A 19,686-nucleotide genomic window follows, 5' to 3' on the forward strand; every position below is an offset into this window, starting at 1 on the left:
GGGATGATGGGCACCCAAGAAACGAAGCAGTTAAAGCGTTAAAAAATGACACGTTAACCCAATGGAAAATCGACTCTGGTTACCATGACCGCTCCCTGTCTGAGACGGCCATGTCTCGATACAAAGGACTCACTAGCGGTCAATTGAGCTTAAGGCATTACAACGCTCAAGTCGGTGAGGCACTCGCTAATGTCAAAGCCATGAACAAAGTCATAGGACTAGGTATGCCTGTTAGACACTAACGGAAGCTAAGCGTAGGTAAGATCTGTCTTCAACCTGATTTGTTCAACAACGCCCTTTTGAAAACAAACAACCCTAAAAATCGAAGTGCCGTGCCGTGTCCTGCCCTATACTTAAACCACACAAAAACGGCTGTCACCGCGTATGGAAATCATTAACACACAGCATGGTTCTTGGGCATTTGAGATCCCTAACAAGCAGTACAATATCATTGTGAGTAGAATGACTGGGCAATGGAACATTGAAACCGCGGTCGCGGGTATTGATGCGCTTTTGCAACTGGCTGCGGAGCACTTCCCTGAAAAGGAATGGGGGGTGCTTAATGACATGCGGATCTGGGAGCTATGTACCCCCGAAGTGACCGAATACTTTAATAATAGCGTGCTAAAATTCACCAAACTGCAACTAAAATGGCAAGCTGTTCTTCCAAGTAACCAGCTTCATAAACGACTCGTCGGTCAATACACAGAAGTCACCCAAGGTGGACTAATTACGCGCTTTTTTGACAACGAAGAAGAAGGTATGCGCTGGCTGATATCTAAAGTCTGTTGCTGAGCAATACCGTTCGGAGTTGAATTTAAGCTAACGTCGCGGTGCATAACTAACCCTTGCCTAGGTTAAACCCTCTTCTTGATTCAACCCCAGTTCCCGCTGTTTCCTTTTGGTGAGCCCTAACGACACGATGCGGTAGGACTCCTGCAAATAGTACCTGAGATCTTCGTCAATTTGCATCGAATGGTCATAGCATTGAATCCATTTCATGCCACGAGATGCAAAATAAGGAGCGGGTTTGTAGCCTGATTGCTCGCTTAAAAAGGCATAGTTGTTATCTGATGCTTTAAAAATAAAAGCAGGTAAATCGCCAGGACCTAACCCGCCGATGGCAAATACTTTCCCGCCCACTTTCCAAACATGAGAGTAGTGCCATTGCATGACATATGTCGTCGCTGGTAGTGATTGACAGAATTCATTAAACTCATCATAAGTCATTCGAAGGTATCCCTAGGTCAACTTATTACCAAAGTAAATAATTGCTACACCGCATAAAATAACCATAGCTCCAAGTATGTCCCACCGTGTGGGTAATACCTGCTCGACACCCCATAGCCATGCAATTGCTGTCAGCACGTATACGCCGCCATATATCGCGTATACTCGCCCTGCGTCATCAGGATGAAGCGTTAATAACCAAGAAAATATGCCTAGACTGACCGCTGCGGGCAATAAAAGCCAAATAGACTTCCCTTGATTTAGCCATAAGTTCGGCAAGTAGCAGCCGACAATTTCAGCAATTGCAGTTAGGATAAACAAACCAAAAAAGTACATATTCTGTAGCATGAGAATGACATCGATAGCGCTAAAAGGGCGTTGACTCTACTACACAACTCACTTAGCGAGCAAACGGATTCAGGTCTGCTGGCCTGCAAAGAGGTGTTTAACCTTGGTAGCTAAACATATATTGATAGATAAGCAGACCTTCGTTCCTCACCACGCTCTAGGGTTTATTTCGTCTTAGCTGGAAAAGCGTAATCAAAGCGTACCGTTTGACCTTCCCGAGCCACAACTTGCTTCCCTTTTGGATAGATTGAATATTTCCACCTCGATAAGGCTTTTATCGCAGAATCATTGAAAATGTGCGCAGGTTTAGCATCCAAAATACGAACGTTCACCACTTCTCCATCTGCGGTGACATCATAAGATAAATTTACATACCCTTCGACGTGACGCTCTATGGCAAATTCAGGATAGACCGGCACCACACGGATAATCGGTTGGGTAAAGGTCTGATCTGTCTGATTGTGCTGGATGATGGTAGCTTCAGGTCCTTTAGGTGCCATACTGCACCCCGCCAGCACTAGCAAGATCAAGCACATGATATAACGCATCGTTTTCTCCTAAATTATTTTTCGAGGACAAACGAGGTATACAGCAAAAGCCAATGAAGCTAAAGATGTAATCGAGAATCGTCCTCTAAGATGAGTTGCTTTTCATTTAATGGAAGAGGCGACCCTGATGCTCGCAGTCAAAAGTTAAAACTTAATATTTGCGATGGTATTAACGTAATCTATATTTATTACTCTATTCATAATCTAGTGAGAGCTACATGAGTAAGTGCATAAATACTGGTCGTCGTACTTTTATCAAGCAATGCGTGATTGGCGGCGTCACTGTTTATAGTGCGCCAATGCTGTTTAATGTGAGCCAAGCGGCTCAATCAAAGATTAACGAAGCAATCAAAAGCAATTGGAAGCTCGATGGTGAACCTCAATACCGAACAGATGCCATTGAAAAAGTCACGGGGCACAAAATATATGGCCGTGATTATCGGGCGAAGGATATTGAAGGATGGCCGGATAATCAGCACTACGGTTATATTCTAAGAGCGCCCAAAGCCGATCACGTCTTTGAAGGGTTCGATCTCAATGTCCTACCTGAAGAAATTCAACCCTATAAAGTGATTACACAGAAAGACTTAGCGAATAACGAACTTAAGCTTCCCGATTATTATGGTAAAAAGATGCTGTTGAACGAAGGATCACCGCCAGATTACCTTGGGCATGAGCTCGCGATTCTCCTGTTTGATTCGTTCTCAAAATTCAAAAAGGCTAAAAATCGCCTTCAATTTAATCAGGACGTTATCAAGTATGGAAAGAAGGTGCCACTGGTTATGGCCAATCAGGACCCATACGCAACATGGAGAATTGTTCGTGAAGAGTCATCAAATGGACACGGCTCTAAAGATGACTTTTCTGCTTTAGAAAATGGCCTCATTTTTCCTAACATTAAAAACCATAAACCCGTTTGGCCATCTGCAAATAAAAACAGTTCGAACAACGTAAAACGAGCCATGTATTACGCCGACAAGATTGATTCTGATTTAAAATCAAACGAAAGTGATTGGCTCATTTTAGACAGAGATTTTCAAACGCAATCCATCGAGCCAATGATGTTCGAGGCGGAAGCCTTTAATGGCTACTTAGATGCGAAAAACAATTCGTTGCACGTTGTGATTACAACGCAATCTCCGCAAGATTTTCACGAGATGACGGCAAAAATCTTATCTGAAAGTCCCCTCACTAAGCATATCAAGAAATTGATTGTTCATTCTCCTTATATCGGGGGAGGGTTTGGTGCAAAAGACCATACGATATTTCCCTATTACGGGATAATCGCCAGTATCTTTGCCAAGGCTCCAGTTCGCATCGCAAATGACCGCTTTGAACAATTTCAATCAGGCATCAAACGCCATCCCTTTGCTATTTCCAATAAAGTCGCTTTTAACAAAGAAACTAAAAAAATCGCAGCAGTTCAGTCGGATATGTTGGTAGATGGCGGTGGTCGTCTCAATTTTTCGTCATCGGTCACTATGGTAGGAGCCAGTGCGCTTCAGGGTATTTATTATTTCCCTAGAAATGATATTTCCGCCGTTTGTTATCCTTCTCAAACACCTCATTGTGGATCCATGCGTGGGTACGGCACGTTACAAGCGATGCCTACGATAGAGCTGATGATGAATGAAGCGGCTGAACAGTTAAACGTCGACCCGATTGAGATTCGAAAGATTAATGCGCTTAAATCTGGCGAGAAGAATACGCAGGGGGCAATCCCTAACGGCGCATTGCGCTATCACGAAATTCTAGGGTTAGCTGAAAAACATCCTGTGTGGATGAGTCGTGTCACTAAGAAGAAAACGTTTGAGAAAGATAACCCGAGCCTTTTATACGGTGTGGGATTCAGTATCGTAACCAAAGACTACGGAACCGGCGCTGCGGCCCCTTCAGGAGCGATTGAAATCACGCCTGAAGGCACCGTGATCGTTAAATCCTGTTTTATCGAAATGGGAACGGGAACTGATACTGCCCAAGGTGTGATACCAAAGAAATATTTGGGTGTGTTAGCGGATGACGTCATCGGCGGTGTTATCGAAGAGTTTGAGGCGATGGAGTTATTTGATACTCAGAACCCGTATACCATGTCTCAACAGCACCAAGATAAATCACAGAAAAATCCTCGATGGACCCCTGTTGTTCCTATGGCTTCTTCAGCCAGTATGTCGGCTTTTTATCAATCTCATGTGACAGAACAGGCGGCGAGAATACTGTTTGAGCAATCGTTATTTCCGGTCGCGATAGAGATATGGAAAGAGAATTACTTCAACAGTGATTATGCGACTATCGATTTTAACAACATCCTCGATGCTCGTTGGGTCGATGGTAATCTGACGTTGCAAGGTTACCCTGATATCCCCTTTAAAACACTGGCAATGAAGGCGCATGCGAAAGGGCTGATTACATCCGTGATGGTTCATGGTTTTAATCGCTGGGCATGGGCAAACGCTGAGTTTCAACTCAGCGGCCAGCGCTATACATATCCTATTGATGCCCTAGCGGTACAATATGGTATTGGCGCTAAACCCTATAAGAAAAACCAACATGGCTATCAGGTTATAGAGCGTAAATCTGTCAGCTACCCCGATACACAACTTAACAATGCAATGGTCACCTACTATGCACCGGCTGCCACCTTAGTGGAAATCGCTATTGAGAAAGCGACGGGGCATGTCAATATTCTTGAAAGCCATACTTGGTTAGAGGCTGGCCGTGTGATTGTCCCAGAGCTCGTTGAAGGGCAAATTGAAGGCGGTTTGGCGATGGGCGTTGGTCACGCATTATATGAATACCTTCCTGCTGATGAAACTGGTGCAGGAAATGGAACTTGGAACCTCAATCGTTATCAAGTCCCACTCGCGAAACATGTTCCAGTCTGGAATATGAAACATACGATTTTGCCCCCTCTCTCCGATTCCGATAGTCCCAAAGGCATTGCGGAAGTGGTTATGATTCCCGTGGTTTCTGCGCTAGTAGAAGCGATTTACCAAGCGACTAATACACGCTTCTATCATCTTCCCGTTTCATCACAAGATATTATGAAGGCGACTGAACTATGACAATGATTACTTTAACTATTAACAACAAGATCCATGGTCCTGTCGACATAGATCCTGAAGTGACTATGTTGGAGTTTCTTCATGAATACGTGAATTTGACTGGGACCAAGTTCGGTTGTGGCCAAGGTATTTGCTCAGCATGCGTCATTATCCAAGACAATGAAGATGGGAAATCCGAAATACACAAAACCTGTATTACCAATGCGGTAGGTTTTAATGGCAAAAAACTACGCACTATCGAAGGGCATGCTGAGGTTGACGGTAAGGGAGAGATCATTGCCCTACACCCAGTGCAAGAGTCTCTCATTAAGCACTTTTCTTTCCAGTGTGGTTGGTGCACTTCTGGTTTTACCAACCATACCATCGCCCTCATAGAAGAACTTAAAAGAAACCCGATACCCGTCGATCAAGTTGAGACGAAGATCCAAGAAACATTGGGCGAACATGTTTGTCGTTGTACGGGGTACGTTAAGTATTATGCTGCGGTGAAAGATACCATTCTCAAAACAAAAGGCGCAACACTATGAAAAGAATAAATGTTGCGCTACTCATGCTAGCCAGCTTTTTCTCCCATGCCGCAAACTCGGACGACAGTTTGATTGAGAAAGGCAAGTACCTTGCGGAAATGGGCGACTGTTATGCGTGTCATACCACTGACGGAGGGGAACCTTATGGAGGCGGTGCTCCCTTCAAAACCCCATTTGGCACACTCTATTCAACCAATATTACACCGGATAAAAATGAAGGGATTGGTCAATACAACTATCAAGACTTTTATGATGCGATGCACAATGGGGATGCGCCCGGAGGGCAGTTATATCCGGCCATGCCCTATGCCTCTTTTACGGGCATAACGGATGAAGATACGAAAGCTCTATTTGCCTATTTTCAAAGTATTACCCCTTCGTCTCAAAAGAACAAAGACAACGACATGATGTTTCCGTCTAATATTCGGTTCGGTATGAAAGCATGGAATATTATGAACCTAAAGGAAGGGAAATTAGCCTCAGATCTTAACAAAAGCCCCAAATGGAATAGAGGGAATTACATCATCAATACGTTTGGACATTGTGGTGAATGTCATACGCCACGTAATTTAACGATGGGAATGGAATCAGAACAACATTTTCAAGGTGCAATGATAGGATCAGTGTACGCCCCTAATATCACTCCTCAGTACCTCAAGAAGGAAGGTTGGGGAAGCGAGGATATCAAAGCGATACTGGCACACGGATACTCTCGTAAAGGCACGGTCGTGGGAGAAATGTATACGGCGATTTTTCACAGTTTGAGCAAGTTCAATAAAGATGACTTGGAAGCTGCGACGGTGTATTTACTCGACAGCGATGAGGTTGTTGAAGGTAAAAGTTTGACTTACAAACCCAAAGATACTGAAAGTAAAGGGCAGGAACTTTATCAAGCGTATTGCGCAAATTGCCATGGATTTGAGGGGGAAGGGAAGCCGAACTATGCACCAGGCATGGCTGGCAACGCGACCTTATCTCAAGATAATCATCACAACACCGCACATGCGATCCTTTATGGTATTAAGCCACAGTATTACTCTCATACGAACGCCTTCTTTACAATGCCCGGTTTTGATTCCCGCTTAAGTGATGAAGAGTTAATGCATTTATTGAATCATCTTTCGTCAGTTTATACTGAGAACGTCGCGCAGCTTAGCTTAGTGGAAACTCAAGAACTAAGAGAAAAAGTGGAGGACAGCCAAGACGATGCAACTCACTGATCTTCATATATTAAGTGACATTCAAGGTTGGATGGAAAGTAGGCAGACTTTTTGGCTTTGTACCGTATTAAAAACTTATGGCTCTTCTCCGAGGCCAGCAGGCTCTTTATTTGCTTGGAATGGGAAGCAACGTTTGGGGTCGATTTCAGGCGGGTGCTTGGAAGATGCGTTTATCCAAAGGCTGGACAAGAACCTTATTCATACTTTTCCTCAAGTCATATCCTATGGCAAAGACTTAGTGGACGAACATGTCAGCATTGAACTGCCTTGTGGCGGAAGCATTCAGCTACTAGTAGAGCGGTACTTCCCTGAAAGCTACTCTAACCTACATGGTTTCGTTGATATCGCTAACGAGAAACAGCCATTCCATAAAATCTTAGATATTAATAATCACACCATACAATACCACTCAGACAGTTCACTAAACGCTTCGTCTATCGAGTTATCAGGTGACGATTACATACATATTCACTACCAACAAGTTACCCAGCTACTCTTGTTGGGTATTAGCCAAGTCAGTGAATGGGTTGCAAAACTCGGATTAATGGCGGGTTTTACGGTAAAAGTATGCGATATGAGAGAGGAATTAGCCAGTAGCTGGAGTTTATCAGGAACGGATAAGCAAGATAGTATCGATGTGATTTGGCGGAGCCCAGATCTTTTCGTTGAAGAGAACATTACCCAACAAACTGCCATATTGGCGCTCGCTCATGACCCTAGAATTGACGACCTAGGACTAATGGCTGCGTTAGAATCAGATGCTTTCTATATTGGGGCAATGGGTTCAAAAAGAACCTCTATAAATCGCTATGAACGACTAGAGAGGATTGGGGGCTACAGCAAACAAGAACTCGCTAAGTTAAAAGCACCAATTGGGCTTCCAATACACAGTAAAACACCGTTTGAAATTGCGGTGTCAATTATCGCCGATGTCATTGCTACTCAGAATAAAAACGAGGCGTGATGGAGTTTTGTGCCTTGTTGCTAGCTGCGGGAGATTCCAATCGATTCGGTGCAGATAAACGATTTATCGGTTCCCCTCCCCTTCTAGAGAAAACATTGCATTCGTTATATAGCTCTTATGAGTACATCGTTTTAATTCATAAAGAGGGGGATGATTTATCCGCTCTTCGAGTGGATAGAGAAAAAGTCATCTTACTGCCGCATAGCAAACATGAAGATAGTAGCTTAGGTGCCAGCATCGCCAAGGGGGTAGCTTATCTCCTAGAATCCAATATTAACCCTAAGTTTTGTGCAATCCACCTCGCAGATATGCCTTTTATCAGAAAAAAAACGATTGACGAACTACACCAGCGCTGTTTGCGCACTCGTTCTACCACTCAAGAGAGTCAATGTATCGTCAGGCCCATATTTGAAAATGCGAAGGGGCATCCGGTCATATTTTCTGAACATTTTTTCTATAGTCTAAACCAGTTAAAGAATTGTGACGGTGCGAAAGAAGTTATACGACAAAACCCTGCAAGTTATCGTGAGATTCTAACGTTAGATCAAGGAGTTATTCAGGATATTGATACACCAGATACAGCATGTAAATTTGGTTTGGTCTAAGACCAAAGCCTTTGTTGATTCACTCAGTTAATAACTCGCTGCCATTGATGTTTATTTGGGGGGCTATTGCAATCCAGATAGCCTAGGGTAATGCCAGTGGGTTCTTAATCAATTAGCCCAAGCATCCGAGTTTGAAGGTGGCCATGACCATTCCGAAAACACATAATCATTTAATATATCAATCAGTTGAATTGACGCCTGCGATTTTTAATGACATATACATACTTTCAAAATTTATTCTATACTTTCAACATTTAAAGTTCTCCTGTAACTTTAATCCACCGCTCACGAATGACATTAAATAAAAGTACGGATGATTCAAACTAAAAACTTAACTCTTAAACCAGTTACGCAAAATGATCTCAGCCTATTTCAAGATCTGCTTAGTTGCCCTACCTTCACTCGTTACCTGCCAAAAGAACGTCCGTACCGTGATGAAGAAATACGTGACTACCTATTAAACCGAGTCGAACACTGGAAAAAGGGATTTGGTACATTTACTGTGATTGAAACTCAAACGAACCAGAAGGTCGGCTACGCAGGTGTCGAAATTCTCCAAGATAAGACGAAATCGGACATAAGATTTGGTATTTTACAGTCGAAAAAAGGTATGGGCTATGGTCAGGAAGCGGCGAAAGCCTGCTTAACGTACACGTTTAGCCTTGGCCAGCACAACGTAATTTATGGTGCGGCTATGAGCGACAATATTGCATCAATAAAAACTCTCTGTCGTCTCGGCCTGCGAAAGCGTCAAGACTTAGCTCTCTATGATTGTGGTGAATTGTCTTATTTTTCCATTCACAAGACAATCGCGTCTCTCGACTCTGATAATCCACTCTAGATCAGCACCTTAATGTGTCAGAAAACAGCCAATCCTTGATTCATTACTGTACATCCCCATCTAAATAGAAAATAATGACTTCTACCTGTTCTGCTAATTGTTCCACTTAGCTTAATTTAGTTTAAGCAGCGAATTCAATGGCAAAACAGTCAATGTTCTCCGTCCAAACGTGAGAAATCAAAATTGACGATATTTGCAGTCACTAGCGGCTGTAAACACAAATAAGTTTGGCAATATTCCCCTATTGGGATTCTGATAACCTTTGTGCGCGACAACAATGAATCAAGATAAATTTACCAACATATATAGGCTACCTGGCTCAATTCAAATTCGCATCGGGAAATGGCAGCAAACCTTTCGCGGTACTTCAGACATTGTGCTGCATCAAGCCCTGCAAATTCGTAACAGACAATTCAAAACCAAAACACTCATCCCGACTGGCTGGTCAGTCAATCTGTTTGATAGAGACGACATCACTGTCACGCACCACGGTAAATACATCCAAACGGCGATGCGCTCGATGCTCGACAGAAAAGTGGCTTACAAACGAGTCTACTTATCTACCGTTCCTATGCCGAGCGCAGAATCCCTACTCATTAACTTCAAACAAGAGTGGCTGCAAAAACACAACCGTGTCGCTAAAAAGTACAATCAGATAAAGCTCAAAGAATTTTTGCGCTACGCCGTGGAAGAGCAAGAAACTCTATACCCATCGATCCCCGCACCGCAGTTCGATATCCAGCTGTGGAATAAGATTGTGCGCTCAGAACTTGGCTCAGAGAAACGGTTTGACAACCCATTCTTTGTAAAAAAAGCGCAAATATCGTCACAAGTATCTTAGTGGAATAGTAGAAGTAGCACCCGATCAAAAAGTGCTCCAATTGAACCGACTGTGATTTGACGTGCAAATAGAAAAGGACAGCTCCCTCTTTACCCACTCCCCTAGCACTGTGCTAGATTTGTATAATGGGTTCCCTTAACATCGTTCTTCAGACCGTCCTTTCCCTCGATTATGGTGCGACATGAAAAATATCAACAGCAAGGCTAAAGAAGTAATACAGTTTTGGTTCGAAGAACTGGAACCTCAGCAATGGTTCGTCAAAGATGAGGCACTGGATAAAAAAATTCACGACAAATTTTCTGCCATTCTCAACCAAGCCGCTCAAGCCGAGCTTTTCAAATGGCGTAAAACTCCACACGGCCGCCTCGCCGAAATCATTGTCTTAGACCAATTTTCTCGCAACATTTTTCGCGATACGGAAAAATCGTTTGCTCAAGATCCATTAGCACTTGCGCTTGCACAAGAGGCAGTTGCTTTAGGCGCGGATCAAGCACTGAGCAAAACAGAACGTTCATTCATGTATATGCCTTACATGCATAGCGAGTCATCCGCGATCCACGAAGAGGCGCTAGTCTTATTTCAGCAATTGGCTAATCCCGATACATTAGATTATGAATATAAACACAAAGCGATCATTGATAGATTCGGCCGTTATCCGCACCGAAATGAGATTCTTGGAAGAGTCAGTAACGCAGAAGAGTTAACCTTTCTATCTGAACCTGGATCGGGCTTCTAACCTAACCAAAGTGATTAAAAAGGTATATGTTAGTCAATGGGGACAAGCGCTTAAAAAAACTGTTCACGTATTGCTGATATCTTGGAATCACTATGAAACAATCGGAGTGTTATCTAAACACTCCGATTGTGGCGTAACAATTGAGCTTAATTTTGCTTTACAAAATCAACAAGCCCTAGCCATTAGAACTTAAAGAAAGACAAACGCTGTTTCTGCTTCTCTGCTAACTCAGACAATTGAGCGCTAGCCGCCGCACTTTGACTAATGCCGGATACATTCTGATTCACTAGCTCAGAAATATTTGAAACATTACGGTTGATATCTTGCGTCACCTGAGACTGCTGCTCAGCAGCAGTCGCAACTTGTGTATTTGAATCCGTAATATTGGCTACAGCGCCACTGATCCCAGTTAATGCTTGATTCACTTGGTTGGACAATTCGTTGTTGCGAGCCAGTAAATCCAAGCTTTCTCGCATACTGTGATTCGCCAAGTTTGCTCGGTTTTGCAATTCTTGAATGATCGCTTGTATTTCACCCGTCGAGTGTTGAGTTCGCTCCGCTAGAGTACGAACTTCACTTGCAACAACCGCGAAACCACGCCCTTGTTCACCTGCACGTGCCGCTTCAATCGCCGCATTGAGTGCCAACAAGTTCGTCTGCTCAGAAACACCCTTGATCACTTCAATCACATCGTTGATTTGTTCAGATTGATCTTTGAGCTGAACAATAATTTCAGCAGCATCTTTAAGAGAATCCGACATTTTCATACTGGCTTCGTTGCTTTCTTCAAAGATAGCGAGCCCAGAGTTAGCAAGGGCGTCTGCTTCACGAGCAGTAGAATCAGCGTGAACCGCATTATCACTCACATTATTTGCCGTACTTGCCAACTCGTTAACTGCAGAAGCAACCTGTTCAACCTCAGCAAATTCTTGGTTCGCATTTTTTTCTGAATGCGCCATTACGCCAGACAGTTGCAGGGCTGCTGCTGAAACTTCTTCACTTGTACGTGTTAATGCTTGCACAGTATTTTGCAATTGGTCAGTCGTAGTATTCACATCCTCGCTAAGCTTGGTGATTTCATTGTTACCTTCCACCTTCGCACGTGCACTTAAATGCCCTTTAGCTAATTCGCGCATAACAGATTGGATATTTCTTATCGGTGTGACAATGTGGCCAGAGATAACAAAGGCAATGAGCAATGTCACTAGAAATACAGCGCTGACACCAATCATGGCGTCACGGCGTACCATTTTATTGTTTACAGCGCTTGTCTCCATCGCTGTCGTGGCAAAAGTATTCACTTCTTTAGACAGGTGCTGAATGCGTTCGACCATAGTGTTACCTGCCGCTCTGTAACCAGAAACAAATTGCTGATATTCATTTTCGCCTAAAGTTCCTGCGCGGTGACGGCTAAATATATCAGTAGACCGTGTCGAATATTTGAAGTAGGTATCAACCGATACGCGTAACTTGTTGACGTCACGTGCAAACGTTTTTCGATCTGCCATTTTGTCCAGTTTCTCATCAACGTGAACAATCGTAGAATTGAGCTGGTTCAAAAATGCTTGGCCACGAGTTGTATCATAAATCGCGTATACGGCATTGATGCGCAAAGGATAAATAAGATCGCCTATCTCAGAGATAGTATTTTTATAAAACATCAGGGAGCTGGTGTTTTCTTGCACCGTATTCTGCTCTTTTTGCAATGCATTATCGGTAAACCATAATGCGATAAATAGAGCCAGTGCAGTAATGACAACGGGAACCAGTACTTGCTGGCGGATAGACAAGTTTTTCAGAGAAATTTGCATCATATGCCTCAATTTTCATTGTACAACGCATCCATGCAATCTATATGTTCTTAATAACGGCGCAAAATACTAATGCAATCTCAGATCTATGTCTACTTTTTGACCAATCTTAAATTGCAAAAATATCAATAAAATCTCGTAAGCATAGGGCAAGTTCAGCGTCGAAATGATTCGAGTGCGTTTATACGGCATTTTGAGTTTGAGGAATATGAGATAAAACAAAATAAAATAGAACAACACTTTATCGCTCTAAGATTATTCAATTATGGCGTTCTACAAAGAGAGAAAGGGATGGCTACCACTTTATGGGGAAGATAAAAGGAACAAGCTGCATGGTGTTTTTTACAACGTATCATACAGCTTTGTATGGTGAACTGGATGGAATCCAGCTTCAGAAGTCACATCCGCCTTAGATGTTCAAGAACGATGCACGTACTCCACTATTACGCTATTGCCTTCTATATATGCTCGTTGAATCTCACCATCGACACTCATTTTACTGGTGAGGTGAACTTCACTCGGTGCAGTTAAATTGTTTTGCACTAGTGATGGAATCACTTTTTTGGGGTCCACATGTAGTTGTTCACAAAATTGACCGACAAAATTCATTGACAGGGGCAACTCACCTCGCAGCAAGCGGGAAAACTCGAGCTGTGACAGGCCGAGTCGCTTCACCATTTCCATTTGCGTCAAACGCATTTTTGCTTTTTGTGACATCCACACTTGATTCAGCGCTTCTCGATCTTGTTGCGTAAAATCCATCAATAACCTCCAAACAATTAACTGCTAATAGTGTTGATAAACCGCTATTTAATAATGTCAATTTGAAGTGAATATTCGACCAATATTGTGCAGGGCTACAGCGAGAAAACACAACACAAACAACTTATAAACCCAATAGCCTCACCACTCAAAAAACTTGAGCATAATTGAAGTGAGCCCGCTACAACCAAAGCAAGATAGTCATCATTGGAAGATAGCTTGGGATAACAGAAGTATAAGGGAAAGGTAAGGCACAAAGAGGTGGAAGCTGCAAAGACCTAGATAAAATAGAAAGTTAAGTTTAATTGTTCGGAGAGCATCACACTTTAAAAGAGGAAACGGCAGCCCGATTTACGTTCTGCCGCTTAGATATCATCTATCATCTATCATCTATCATCTATCATCTATCATCTATCATCTATCATGATGATGCTTGAACCCTACGGTATCGATACCCAAACCCGACACTGGCCACCACAATAGAGAAGAATAGATATGATAACGCAAAAATAATTGGCGAACTGATAACGTTTGCCGAGATTCCCCATGCAACCCCCGCGACTGTGATCGCTAGTTTAGAGAACATGCCACAACAGAGAAGAAACAAGGCTAACTCAGGAAAGCGTGAGCTTCGAAATGCAAACCAGTAACAAGCGCCCATCGCAACGACAGCCACACCCAGCCCCAAAGCAAACGAGTGGAAATGCTCGGCTGACAAAACGCCTGCAATTATAGAAACAATTACTAATAGTGCTATTTTCATTCCACCTCCACAGTAAAATCAACTATCTAACAAATACCTACGTTAGCTATCTATCAGGTTTATTACGTTTAATGCCATTCTCTGGTGTAGCAGAAATGAATGCAAACCGAAAACGTTAACAAATGTAACCTTTGAATTCACAGATCAAATAAATCAAAATATTACATTTACCATTCAAATACAAGTATCTACCATAGAAAGCTTCATTAGTATGAAAGGGGCACTTAAAATAGTTAAAATGAAACCTAGCGCATAAAAATTAGTGAAATGAAGGAAAAACATTAAATTCTGACCGAGTATTCGTTGACTTGAGCGTCGATTGCTCTAAAATCTCCTATCAGCTAGAAAGCAGTTCTTTGTATACATATGCGTTTCGTTGGATTATTTGTAATTTACCGTCGTGTCGTACGCAATAGCAATCTACTTTTCCACGCTATCCGCGCCGAATTCGGCCCAATTGTTTTGATTTAGGATATATATTATGTCTAACACAGTAACTGGTACTGTAAAGTGGTTCAACGAAACTAAAGGTTTCGGTTTCATTCAACAAGAAAACGGTCCTGACGTTTTCGCTCACTTTTCAGCTATCACTGGTGACGGCTTCCGTACGCTAATCGAAGGCCAAAAAGTTGAGTTCGTTGTATCTCAAGGTCAAAAAGGCCCACAAGCTGAAAGCATCAAAGTACTGTAACTTAGTCGCTTTTTTTTAAGAATAGCCAGCTATATGCTGGCTATTTTTTCGTTCAAAATTCAAGATTATGGCAATTAAACCTACCATTTATAAGTTCCGCATCGCATTGACCGACCTCAACCGCGACATCTATGACTCGCTTGCTCTAACCGTTGCAAAGCACCCTTCTGAAAATAATTTGCGTATGATGACTCGTGTTCTAGCGTATTGCTTAAACACCGAGTACCCGTTGCAATTTACGAAAGGCCTTTCAACCATCGAAGAACCGGATATCTGGGCGAAAGAACTCGACGACAGCATTTCACTTTGGATAGATGTGGGCGAACCCGATCCCGACAGAGTGCTCAAATCAAGCAAGCAAGCTAAACAGGTCAAAGTCTATTCTTTCAATAGTAAATCCGACAACTGGTGGCAAAAAAATAAAGATAAACTTGCGCGAACAAAAGCAAGTATCATCCAGTTTGATGCCGACGGCATTGAAAATGTAGCCAATATTGTCGAGCGACGTATGGATATTTCGGTCATGCTTTCTGAGCAATCGATTTATATCGGCACTGATACCGGATCACATCAGGTAGACTGGAAATCTCTCCATTCCCATGAATAGTTTGCAACAATCACTAAGTCGAATACTGGCCGATCAGCTCTCTATTGTGGCTGAGTATCCCGAAGTGTGGCACTGGTATTGTGACAAAAACCAAGTACTGTTTGAAAAAGTATGCGCTGTAAAGCCGGACATCTCCGCCGAGCAGCATTTACTCGGTATCGCGACCAAGCAGCATATGGAATCTTTGTCTAAGTTACAGGCAACGCAAGCCGCAACGTCTTCGATGAACCAAATCATTCAGGATACTGTTGGAAAAGAGCATGCTGAGCGCTTTAAGTCGTCCGAACTCCTTGAATTTACAACCAGTACTCATATCTGGCTCTATATACAAGGCTATTTAGGAATGGATTTCAGCTTAGCCAACGACTATGCACAGCAAAGCGCCGAGGCTCTCTCAAGTATCACACTCTTGCCTATACAAGAATTACGTACCAACTGGCTAGCAAGTTATTACTTAGGTTTATCTCACCATAAAAGTAAGAGGAAACCTGGCTTACTTGAAAAGCTACGATGCCTGTGGGGGAAATAATGCCAGGGCGCCAGATCTGTTGACCTAGCAGCTCACTGGCACAGGAGCGATTACAGGTCCGCGTGAGGGCCAAACGCTTCATAGTGAATTCGATCACGCGTAATGCCCATCTGCTCAAGCTGATCAACAATGAACTTCATAAATGCAATCGGCCCACATAGGTAAAAGTCTGCGGACTGAACTGGCAATTGATCCTGAACACGACTCAGTTCCATCTGTCCAGTAAAGCTGTCAGTATTGGCTTCTTGCTTCCCATACCATAGCCACTGCTGCCAGTCATGATCCGAAATTATGCTCGCCACTTCATCCGCGAAACTGTGCTGAGCACGATCCGCACAGGCGTGCAAATAGAACACCTCTTTTTTGCCTTGAGCTGCGAGCAACTGTAGCATGGCCTGCATTGGCGTAAGCCCTACTCCTGCGGAAATCAACACGGTAGGAGTGCCTTTCTCTTGATAATAAAAATCACCCGCTGGCGCATATAAGCTGACGCGATCCCCAACGTTAACTTCATCGTGTAAGTAATTTGATACCATACCATTTTGATAACTTTCAGCGCCTGCTTCTCGCTTAACTGAAATCCGGTAATTTTGCCCATTTGGCTTTTGAGACAAAGAGTACTGACGAATTTCTTTGTACTCCGACGCGCTAGGCTGTAACTCAATACCAATATATTGACCCGGTATGTAATCCAGTACAGCGTCGCCATCCTCTGCTTCAAAAGTAAAGCTAGTCACCAGTTTCGATTCCTTTTTCTTGTCGGCAACAACAAATGGTCTCGCATTTTTCCAGCCTCCGCTCGCCTGTTCACGCTCACTATACAGCTGCCCTTCTCGGCCAATAAAGATACTCGCCAGTAATTGATAGGCCGCTACCCAAGCTTCTTCTACTTCTGGTGTCAAGGCTTCTGGTGCCAATTCACGTAGCGTTTCAATCAAGTGGTGTCCTACTACTGGGTAATGCTCGGCTTGAATATTGAAGCTAGTGTGCTTGTGAGCAATGCGCTCTACAGCTCCTGTCAACACTGATAAGTTATCGATATTTTTCGCATACGCGGCAACGGCTTGAAACAGGGCAATGCTCTGACGACCAGTTTTTTGATTCGCCATATTAAACACATCTTTTAATTCAGGGTTGTGAGTAAATACTCTTTGATAAAAGTGATCTGTCAAAGCTGTGCCAGCGCTTTCAAGTAGAGGAATGGTGCTTTTGATAACGTTAATTTGTTGTTCAGTTAGCATTAACTTGCTCCTTAAAGAGGAAAACCGTCATAGAGAGCTTTCAAATGAAAAAGCAGCACCTTTTCATAGCGATAGACTAAAAGCTCAATGCGAATAAATTGCAGAGCTCCTATATAGCAAAGTTAGTGCCAGGTTAGTCATCCTATGACAGGTGGGCTTTCGAGGTTGGCTTTGAAATAGTAATGAGTCATAATGACTACACACAAAAGAGTCTTTATGACTCAATATGAGCAAAATGACACAGGCCTTGCTATGAATGATATTTCGATTGCCAATCTAGCCGAACTAACGATGTCGCTTGCCCGAGGGCAGAATAACCAAGAAAGGTTTGCTAACTTACTCGATAGTGTACGCAAAACAATTCCTTCCGATGCCGTCGCTTTATTGTCATTACAAGGCAACACTCTAACTCCTGTTGCCATGCACGGACTCACACAAGATACCTTTGGACGGCGCTTTGTTATCGATGAGCACCCAAGACTCAAGGCTATCTGTGAATCAGACAGTGCCACTTTTTTTAGTTCTAACAGTACCTTACCAGATCCGTTCGATGGTTTGCTGATGGAACATGATGGTGATATGCCTATCCATTCTTGTATGGGATTACCACTTGTTTTTAGTGACAAACTGCTTGGCGTACTAACGTTAGATAGCCTTACACCGGGTTTGTATGAATCGATTCCACGTCAAACACTCAGCACGCTTGCAGCCATAGCCGCATCCGTTCTAAAAATGGGTCTGTCATTTAACCAATTAGAACGGCAAGCACTCCATACCCAACAGAAATTGACGGAGCTTAATGACGAAGCTTGGGAAAGAGACAGCCAAGAAATGCTTGGTAACAGTGATGCGATGAAGAAACTGAAATCCGACATTGATGTTGTCGCGCCATCAAACTTCAATATCCTGATCCAAGGTGAAACTGGTGTGGGGAAAGAGCTCGTCGCACGCGCCCTACACCTAAAATCTGCTCGCCAATCGCAGCCTCTCATTTATGTAAACTGCGCTGCTCTTCCTGAAAATTTAGTAGAAAGTGAACTGTTTGGGCATGTAAAAGGTGCGTTTACTGGCGCAGACAAAACAAGGCTAGGTAAGTTCGCGTTGGCTGATGGTGGTACGATATTTTTAGATGAAATTGGTGAGCTGCCGCTTGCAGCGCAAAGCAAAATTTTACGCGCGCTGCAAAACAATGAAATACAGCCAGTTGGCAAAGACCAAGTGCAAACGGTCGATGTTCGAGTATTAGCCGCCACTAACCGAGATCTCCATACTGAAGTCAAACAAGGGCGATTCCGCTCTGACCTATTTCATCGGCTAAGTGTTTTTCCTGTGACAGTGCCACCACTTCGACAGCGCGGCCACGATGTGATTATTTTAAGTGGTTACTTTCTGGAAATAGCGCGAAAAAGACTCGGAGTACAGCAGCTAAAATTTGCATCAGGTTTGCTAGATAGGCTGACAAATTATGATTGGCCTGGCAATATTCGTGAGCTTGAACATCTGATCAGCCGCGCTGCGCTGAGAGCGAAAGCCAGAAGCCAAGCAACTGACTTAGTTAGTGTTACTGAACAAGACTTCGACACATTAGAGCCTTTAACTGAACAAGATACTATAGAAGCGGCTCCGCCAAAAACACATCCCCCAGCTACTATCGATTTAACTGTGGGGATCAAAACGGCAACCGATACGTTTCAACGTGATCTAATCATTTCCACCTTGTCGGAATCCAATAATAATTGGGCGCAAGCCGCAAGAGCATTGAAAACTGACAGAGCCAATTTGTGTCGATTGGCAAAGCGGCTAGGGATCGAAGTGACCAAGCAGACCAAGCTATCTGGTTGAGAGCATTTTACTTATATCAAGTCGTTTAGAGCACATCAGAAATGAGTTTAGGCGTGACGCTATCGCTGATAGAATGGCGCCGAGTCCATCCATAACAAAGTTAAAGTACGCTATGAAATTAATACGCTGGTTTTTAGGCCGCATCATTCTTCTTGTTAACGCCCTATTTTCTCCTAAAGGAGTCAAGCGTGAAGCAACAGAACAAATACGAATTGATGCTTTAGCAAAAGGCCTGTCTCTATATCAGTTTAACGCATGCCCATTCTGCGTAAAAGTACGCCGAGCGATGAAGCGTTTATCACTCAATGTGGAACTACGTGATGCGATGAAAAACGAGACTTATCGCCAAGAGCTAGAAACTGGAGGGGGCCGAGTGAAGGTGCCTTGCCTACGTATCGAGCAAGAAGGACAAGTTAAATGGATGTACGAATCATCCGATATCATTGCGTATTTAGAGCAGCGATTTAACTGATTCCGCCTATATGAAATAAGCAAAGCTAAGTAGGCTTTGCTTATTT

21 protein-coding genes and 1 pseudogene are annotated in these 19,686 nt (G+C 43.2%); 15 read left to right on the plus strand and 7 right to left on the minus strand.

The window, feature by feature from the left end; translation table 11 throughout:
• Positions 1-242, plus strand: a pseudogene (locus L4C34_RS11675) (IS5/IS1182 family transposase); the annotation flags it as partial.
• Positions 243-384: 142 nt separating this feature from the next.
• On the plus strand, positions 385-795 hold the full coding sequence (locus L4C34_RS11680) for a hypothetical protein (RefSeq protein WP_428789517.1): 411 nt from the start codon (positions 385-387) through the stop codon (positions 793-795).
• Between the two features lie 57 nt (positions 796-852).
• On the opposite strand, the gene L4C34_RS11685 is transcribed toward L4C34_RS11680, so the two are convergent.
• From L4C34_RS11685 to L4C34_RS11695, 3 genes are all read right to left on the minus strand, one after another.
• A complete protein-coding gene (locus tag L4C34_RS11685; RefSeq protein ID WP_428789518.1) occupies positions 853-1,230 on the minus strand; it encodes an MmcQ/YjbR family DNA-binding protein in 378 nt (125 codons plus the stop codon).
• 12 nt (positions 1,231-1,242) lie between these two features.
• Positions 1,243-1,578 carry a YnfA family protein gene (locus L4C34_RS11690; RefSeq protein ID WP_428789519.1) on the minus strand — a complete coding sequence of 112 codons (336 nt, stop codon included), beginning with the start codon at positions 1,576-1,578 and terminating at the stop codon, positions 1,243-1,245.
• A gap of 164 nt (positions 1,579-1,742) precedes the next feature.
• On the minus strand, positions 1,743-2,126 hold the full coding sequence (locus L4C34_RS11695; protein WP_428789520.1) for an energy transducer TonB: 384 nt from the start codon (positions 2,124-2,126) through the stop codon (positions 1,743-1,745).
• Between the two features lie 218 nt (positions 2,127-2,344).
• On the opposite strand from L4C34_RS11695, the gene L4C34_RS11700 reads away from it, so the two are divergent.
• The 8 genes from L4C34_RS11700 (at position 2,345) to L4C34_RS11735 (ending at position 10,922) form a co-directional block, all read left to right on the plus strand.
• Positions 2,345-5,188, plus strand: a complete 2,844-nt coding sequence (locus L4C34_RS11700) for a xanthine dehydrogenase family protein molybdopterin-binding subunit (RefSeq protein ID WP_428789521.1) — start codon at positions 2,345-2,347, stop codon at positions 5,186-5,188.
• Positions 5,185-5,715 carry a (2Fe-2S)-binding protein gene (locus L4C34_RS11705; RefSeq protein WP_428789522.1) on the plus strand — a complete coding sequence of 177 codons (531 nt, stop codon included), beginning with the start codon at positions 5,185-5,187 and terminating at the stop codon, positions 5,713-5,715. The genes L4C34_RS11700 and L4C34_RS11705 overlap by 4 nt, the downstream gene beginning before the upstream one ends.
• A complete protein-coding gene (locus tag L4C34_RS11710) occupies positions 5,712-6,935 on the plus strand; it encodes a cytochrome c (RefSeq protein ID WP_428789523.1) in 1,224 nt (407 codons plus the stop codon). The genes L4C34_RS11705 and L4C34_RS11710 overlap by 4 nt, the downstream gene beginning before the upstream one ends.
• The gene (locus tag L4C34_RS11715) at positions 6,922-7,899 is read left to right on the plus strand and encodes an XdhC family protein (protein WP_428789524.1); all 978 of its coding nucleotides are present in this window, start codon (positions 6,922-6,924) and stop codon (positions 7,897-7,899) included. The genes L4C34_RS11710 and L4C34_RS11715 overlap by 14 nt, the downstream gene beginning before the upstream one ends.
• Entirely contained in the window at positions 7,899-8,504 is a 606-nt protein-coding gene (locus L4C34_RS11720) for a nucleotidyltransferase family protein (protein ID WP_428789525.1), read from the plus strand. The genes L4C34_RS11715 and L4C34_RS11720 overlap by 1 nt, the downstream gene beginning before the upstream one ends.
• Positions 8,505-8,817: 313 nt before the next feature.
• Positions 8,818-9,345, plus strand: coding sequence for a GNAT family N-acetyltransferase (locus tag L4C34_RS11725; RefSeq protein ID WP_428789526.1), 528 nt, complete (start codon positions 8,818-8,820; stop codon positions 9,343-9,345).
• A gap of 277 nt (positions 9,346-9,622) precedes the next feature.
• A complete protein-coding gene (locus L4C34_RS11730) occupies positions 9,623-10,186 on the plus strand; it encodes an MSHA operon transcriptional regulator (RefSeq protein ID WP_428789527.1) in 564 nt (187 codons plus the stop codon).
• 181 nt (positions 10,187-10,367) lie between these two features.
• Complete coding sequence (locus L4C34_RS11735; protein WP_428789528.1) at positions 10,368-10,922, plus strand: DUF924 family protein; 555 nt, start codon at positions 10,368-10,370, stop codon at positions 10,920-10,922.
• 182 nt (positions 10,923-11,104) lie between these two features.
• Here L4C34_RS11735 and L4C34_RS11740 read toward each other — a convergent pair whose 3' ends face one another.
• The 3 genes from L4C34_RS11740 to L4C34_RS11750 form a co-directional block, all read right to left on the minus strand.
• Positions 11,105-12,733, minus strand: a complete 1,629-nt coding sequence (locus L4C34_RS11740; RefSeq protein WP_428789691.1) for a methyl-accepting chemotaxis protein — start codon at positions 12,731-12,733, stop codon at positions 11,105-11,107.
• 417 nt (positions 12,734-13,150) lie between these two features.
• Positions 13,151-13,495 (minus strand): helix-turn-helix domain-containing protein, encoded by a 345-nt coding sequence (locus L4C34_RS11745; protein WP_428789529.1) that lies wholly within the window; start codon positions 13,493-13,495, stop codon positions 13,151-13,153.
• A 421-nt stretch (positions 13,496-13,916) separates the two neighbouring features.
• Complete coding sequence (locus L4C34_RS11750) at positions 13,917-14,258, minus strand: NADH:ubiquinone oxidoreductase (RefSeq protein ID WP_428789530.1); 342 nt, start codon at positions 14,256-14,258, stop codon at positions 13,917-13,919.
• A gap of 481 nt (positions 14,259-14,739) precedes the next feature.
• Here L4C34_RS11750 and L4C34_RS11755 point away from each other — a divergent pair, with 481 nt between their 5' ends.
• The 3 genes from L4C34_RS11755 to L4C34_RS11765 all read left to right on the plus strand — a co-directional run bounded on the left by L4C34_RS11755 (position 14,740) and on the right by L4C34_RS11765 (position 16,085).
• A complete protein-coding gene (locus L4C34_RS11755) occupies positions 14,740-14,949 on the plus strand; it encodes a cold-shock protein (protein WP_428789531.1) in 210 nt (69 codons plus the stop codon).
• Positions 14,950-15,016: 67 nt separating this feature from the next.
• On the plus strand, positions 15,017-15,556 hold the full coding sequence (locus L4C34_RS11760; RefSeq protein WP_428789532.1) for a YaeQ family protein: 540 nt from the start codon (positions 15,017-15,019) through the stop codon (positions 15,554-15,556).
• Positions 15,549-16,085: a hypothetical protein gene (locus L4C34_RS11765; RefSeq protein ID WP_428789533.1), complete on the plus strand. Its 537-nt coding sequence runs from the start codon at positions 15,549-15,551 to the stop codon at positions 16,083-16,085. Before L4C34_RS11760 ends, L4C34_RS11765 begins: the two co-directional genes overlap by 8 nt.
• 50 nt (positions 16,086-16,135) lie before the next feature.
• Here the strand turns inward: L4C34_RS11765 and hmpA are convergent, their stop codons facing one another.
• Entirely contained in the window at positions 16,136-17,326 is a 1,191-nt protein-coding gene (hmpA, locus tag L4C34_RS11770) for an NO-inducible flavohemoprotein (RefSeq protein WP_428789534.1), read from the minus strand.
• A 252-nt stretch (positions 17,327-17,578) separates the two neighbouring features.
• On the opposite strand from hmpA, the gene norR reads away from it, so the two are divergent.
• Positions 17,579-19,168 carry a nitric oxide reductase transcriptional regulator NorR gene (gene norR, locus L4C34_RS11775; RefSeq protein WP_428789692.1) on the plus strand — a complete coding sequence of 530 codons (1,590 nt, stop codon included), beginning with the start codon at positions 17,579-17,581 and terminating at the stop codon, positions 19,166-19,168.
• Between the two features lie 112 nt (positions 19,169-19,280).
• Positions 19,281-19,640, plus strand: a complete 360-nt coding sequence (locus L4C34_RS11780) for a glutathione S-transferase N-terminal domain-containing protein (RefSeq protein WP_428789535.1) — start codon at positions 19,281-19,283, stop codon at positions 19,638-19,640.
• The last annotated feature ends 46 nt before the right edge of the window (positions 19,641-19,686 follow it).

Source organism: Vibrio profundum (assembly GCF_050337555.1).
GTDB lineage: Bacteria > Pseudomonadota > Gammaproteobacteria > Enterobacterales > Vibrionaceae > Vibrio > Vibrio profundum.

Excerpts from the sequence above, each read along its gene's own strand:
- L4C34_RS11680 (WP_428789517.1), top strand. The coding sequence starts at position 385 with ATGGAAATCATTAACACACAGCATGGTTCTTGGGCATTTGAGATCCCT.
- L4C34_RS11685 (WP_428789518.1), bottom strand. The coding sequence starts at position 1,230 with ATGACTTATGATGAGTTTAATGAATTCTGTCAATCACTACCAGCGACG.
- L4C34_RS11690 (WP_428789519.1), bottom strand. The coding sequence starts at position 1,578 with ATGCTACAGAATATGTACTTTTTTGGTTTGTTTATCCTAACTGCAATT.
- L4C34_RS11695 (WP_428789520.1), bottom strand. The coding sequence starts at position 2,126 with ATGCGTTATATCATGTGCTTGATCTTGCTAGTGCTGGCGGGGTGCAGT.
- L4C34_RS11700 (WP_428789521.1), top strand. The coding sequence starts at position 2,345 with ATGAGTAAGTGCATAAATACTGGTCGTCGTACTTTTATCAAGCAATGC.
- L4C34_RS11705 (WP_428789522.1), top strand. The coding sequence starts at position 5,185 with ATGACAATGATTACTTTAACTATTAACAACAAGATCCATGGTCCTGTC.
- L4C34_RS11710 (WP_428789523.1), top strand. The coding sequence starts at position 5,712 with ATGAAAAGAATAAATGTTGCGCTACTCATGCTAGCCAGCTTTTTCTCC.
- L4C34_RS11715 (WP_428789524.1), top strand. The coding sequence starts at position 6,922 with ATGCAACTCACTGATCTTCATATATTAAGTGACATTCAAGGTTGGATG.
- L4C34_RS11720 (WP_428789525.1), top strand. The coding sequence starts at position 7,899 with ATGGAGTTTTGTGCCTTGTTGCTAGCTGCGGGAGATTCCAATCGATTC.
- L4C34_RS11725 (WP_428789526.1), top strand. The coding sequence starts at position 8,818 with ATGATTCAAACTAAAAACTTAACTCTTAAACCAGTTACGCAAAATGAT.
- L4C34_RS11730 (WP_428789527.1), top strand. The coding sequence starts at position 9,623 with ATGAATCAAGATAAATTTACCAACATATATAGGCTACCTGGCTCAATT.
- L4C34_RS11735 (WP_428789528.1), top strand. The coding sequence starts at position 10,368 with ATGAAAAATATCAACAGCAAGGCTAAAGAAGTAATACAGTTTTGGTTC.
- L4C34_RS11740 (WP_428789691.1), bottom strand. The coding sequence starts at position 12,733 with ATGCAAATTTCTCTGAAAAACTTGTCTATCCGCCAGCAAGTACTGGTT.
- L4C34_RS11745 (WP_428789529.1), bottom strand. The coding sequence starts at position 13,495 with ATGGATTTTACGCAACAAGATCGAGAAGCGCTGAATCAAGTGTGGATG.
- L4C34_RS11750 (WP_428789530.1), bottom strand. The coding sequence starts at position 14,258 with ATGAAAATAGCACTATTAGTAATTGTTTCTATAATTGCAGGCGTTTTG.
- L4C34_RS11755 (WP_428789531.1), top strand. The coding sequence starts at position 14,740 with ATGTCTAACACAGTAACTGGTACTGTAAAGTGGTTCAACGAAACTAAA.
- L4C34_RS11760 (WP_428789532.1), top strand. The coding sequence starts at position 15,017 with ATGGCAATTAAACCTACCATTTATAAGTTCCGCATCGCATTGACCGAC.
- L4C34_RS11765 (WP_428789533.1), top strand. The coding sequence starts at position 15,549 with ATGAATAGTTTGCAACAATCACTAAGTCGAATACTGGCCGATCAGCTC.
- hmpA (WP_428789534.1), bottom strand. The coding sequence starts at position 17,326 with ATGCTAACTGAACAACAAATTAACGTTATCAAAAGCACCATTCCTCTA.
- norR (WP_428789692.1), top strand. The coding sequence starts at position 17,579 with ATGAATGATATTTCGATTGCCAATCTAGCCGAACTAACGATGTCGCTT.
- L4C34_RS11780 (WP_428789535.1), top strand. The coding sequence starts at position 19,281 with ATGAAATTAATACGCTGGTTTTTAGGCCGCATCATTCTTCTTGTTAAC.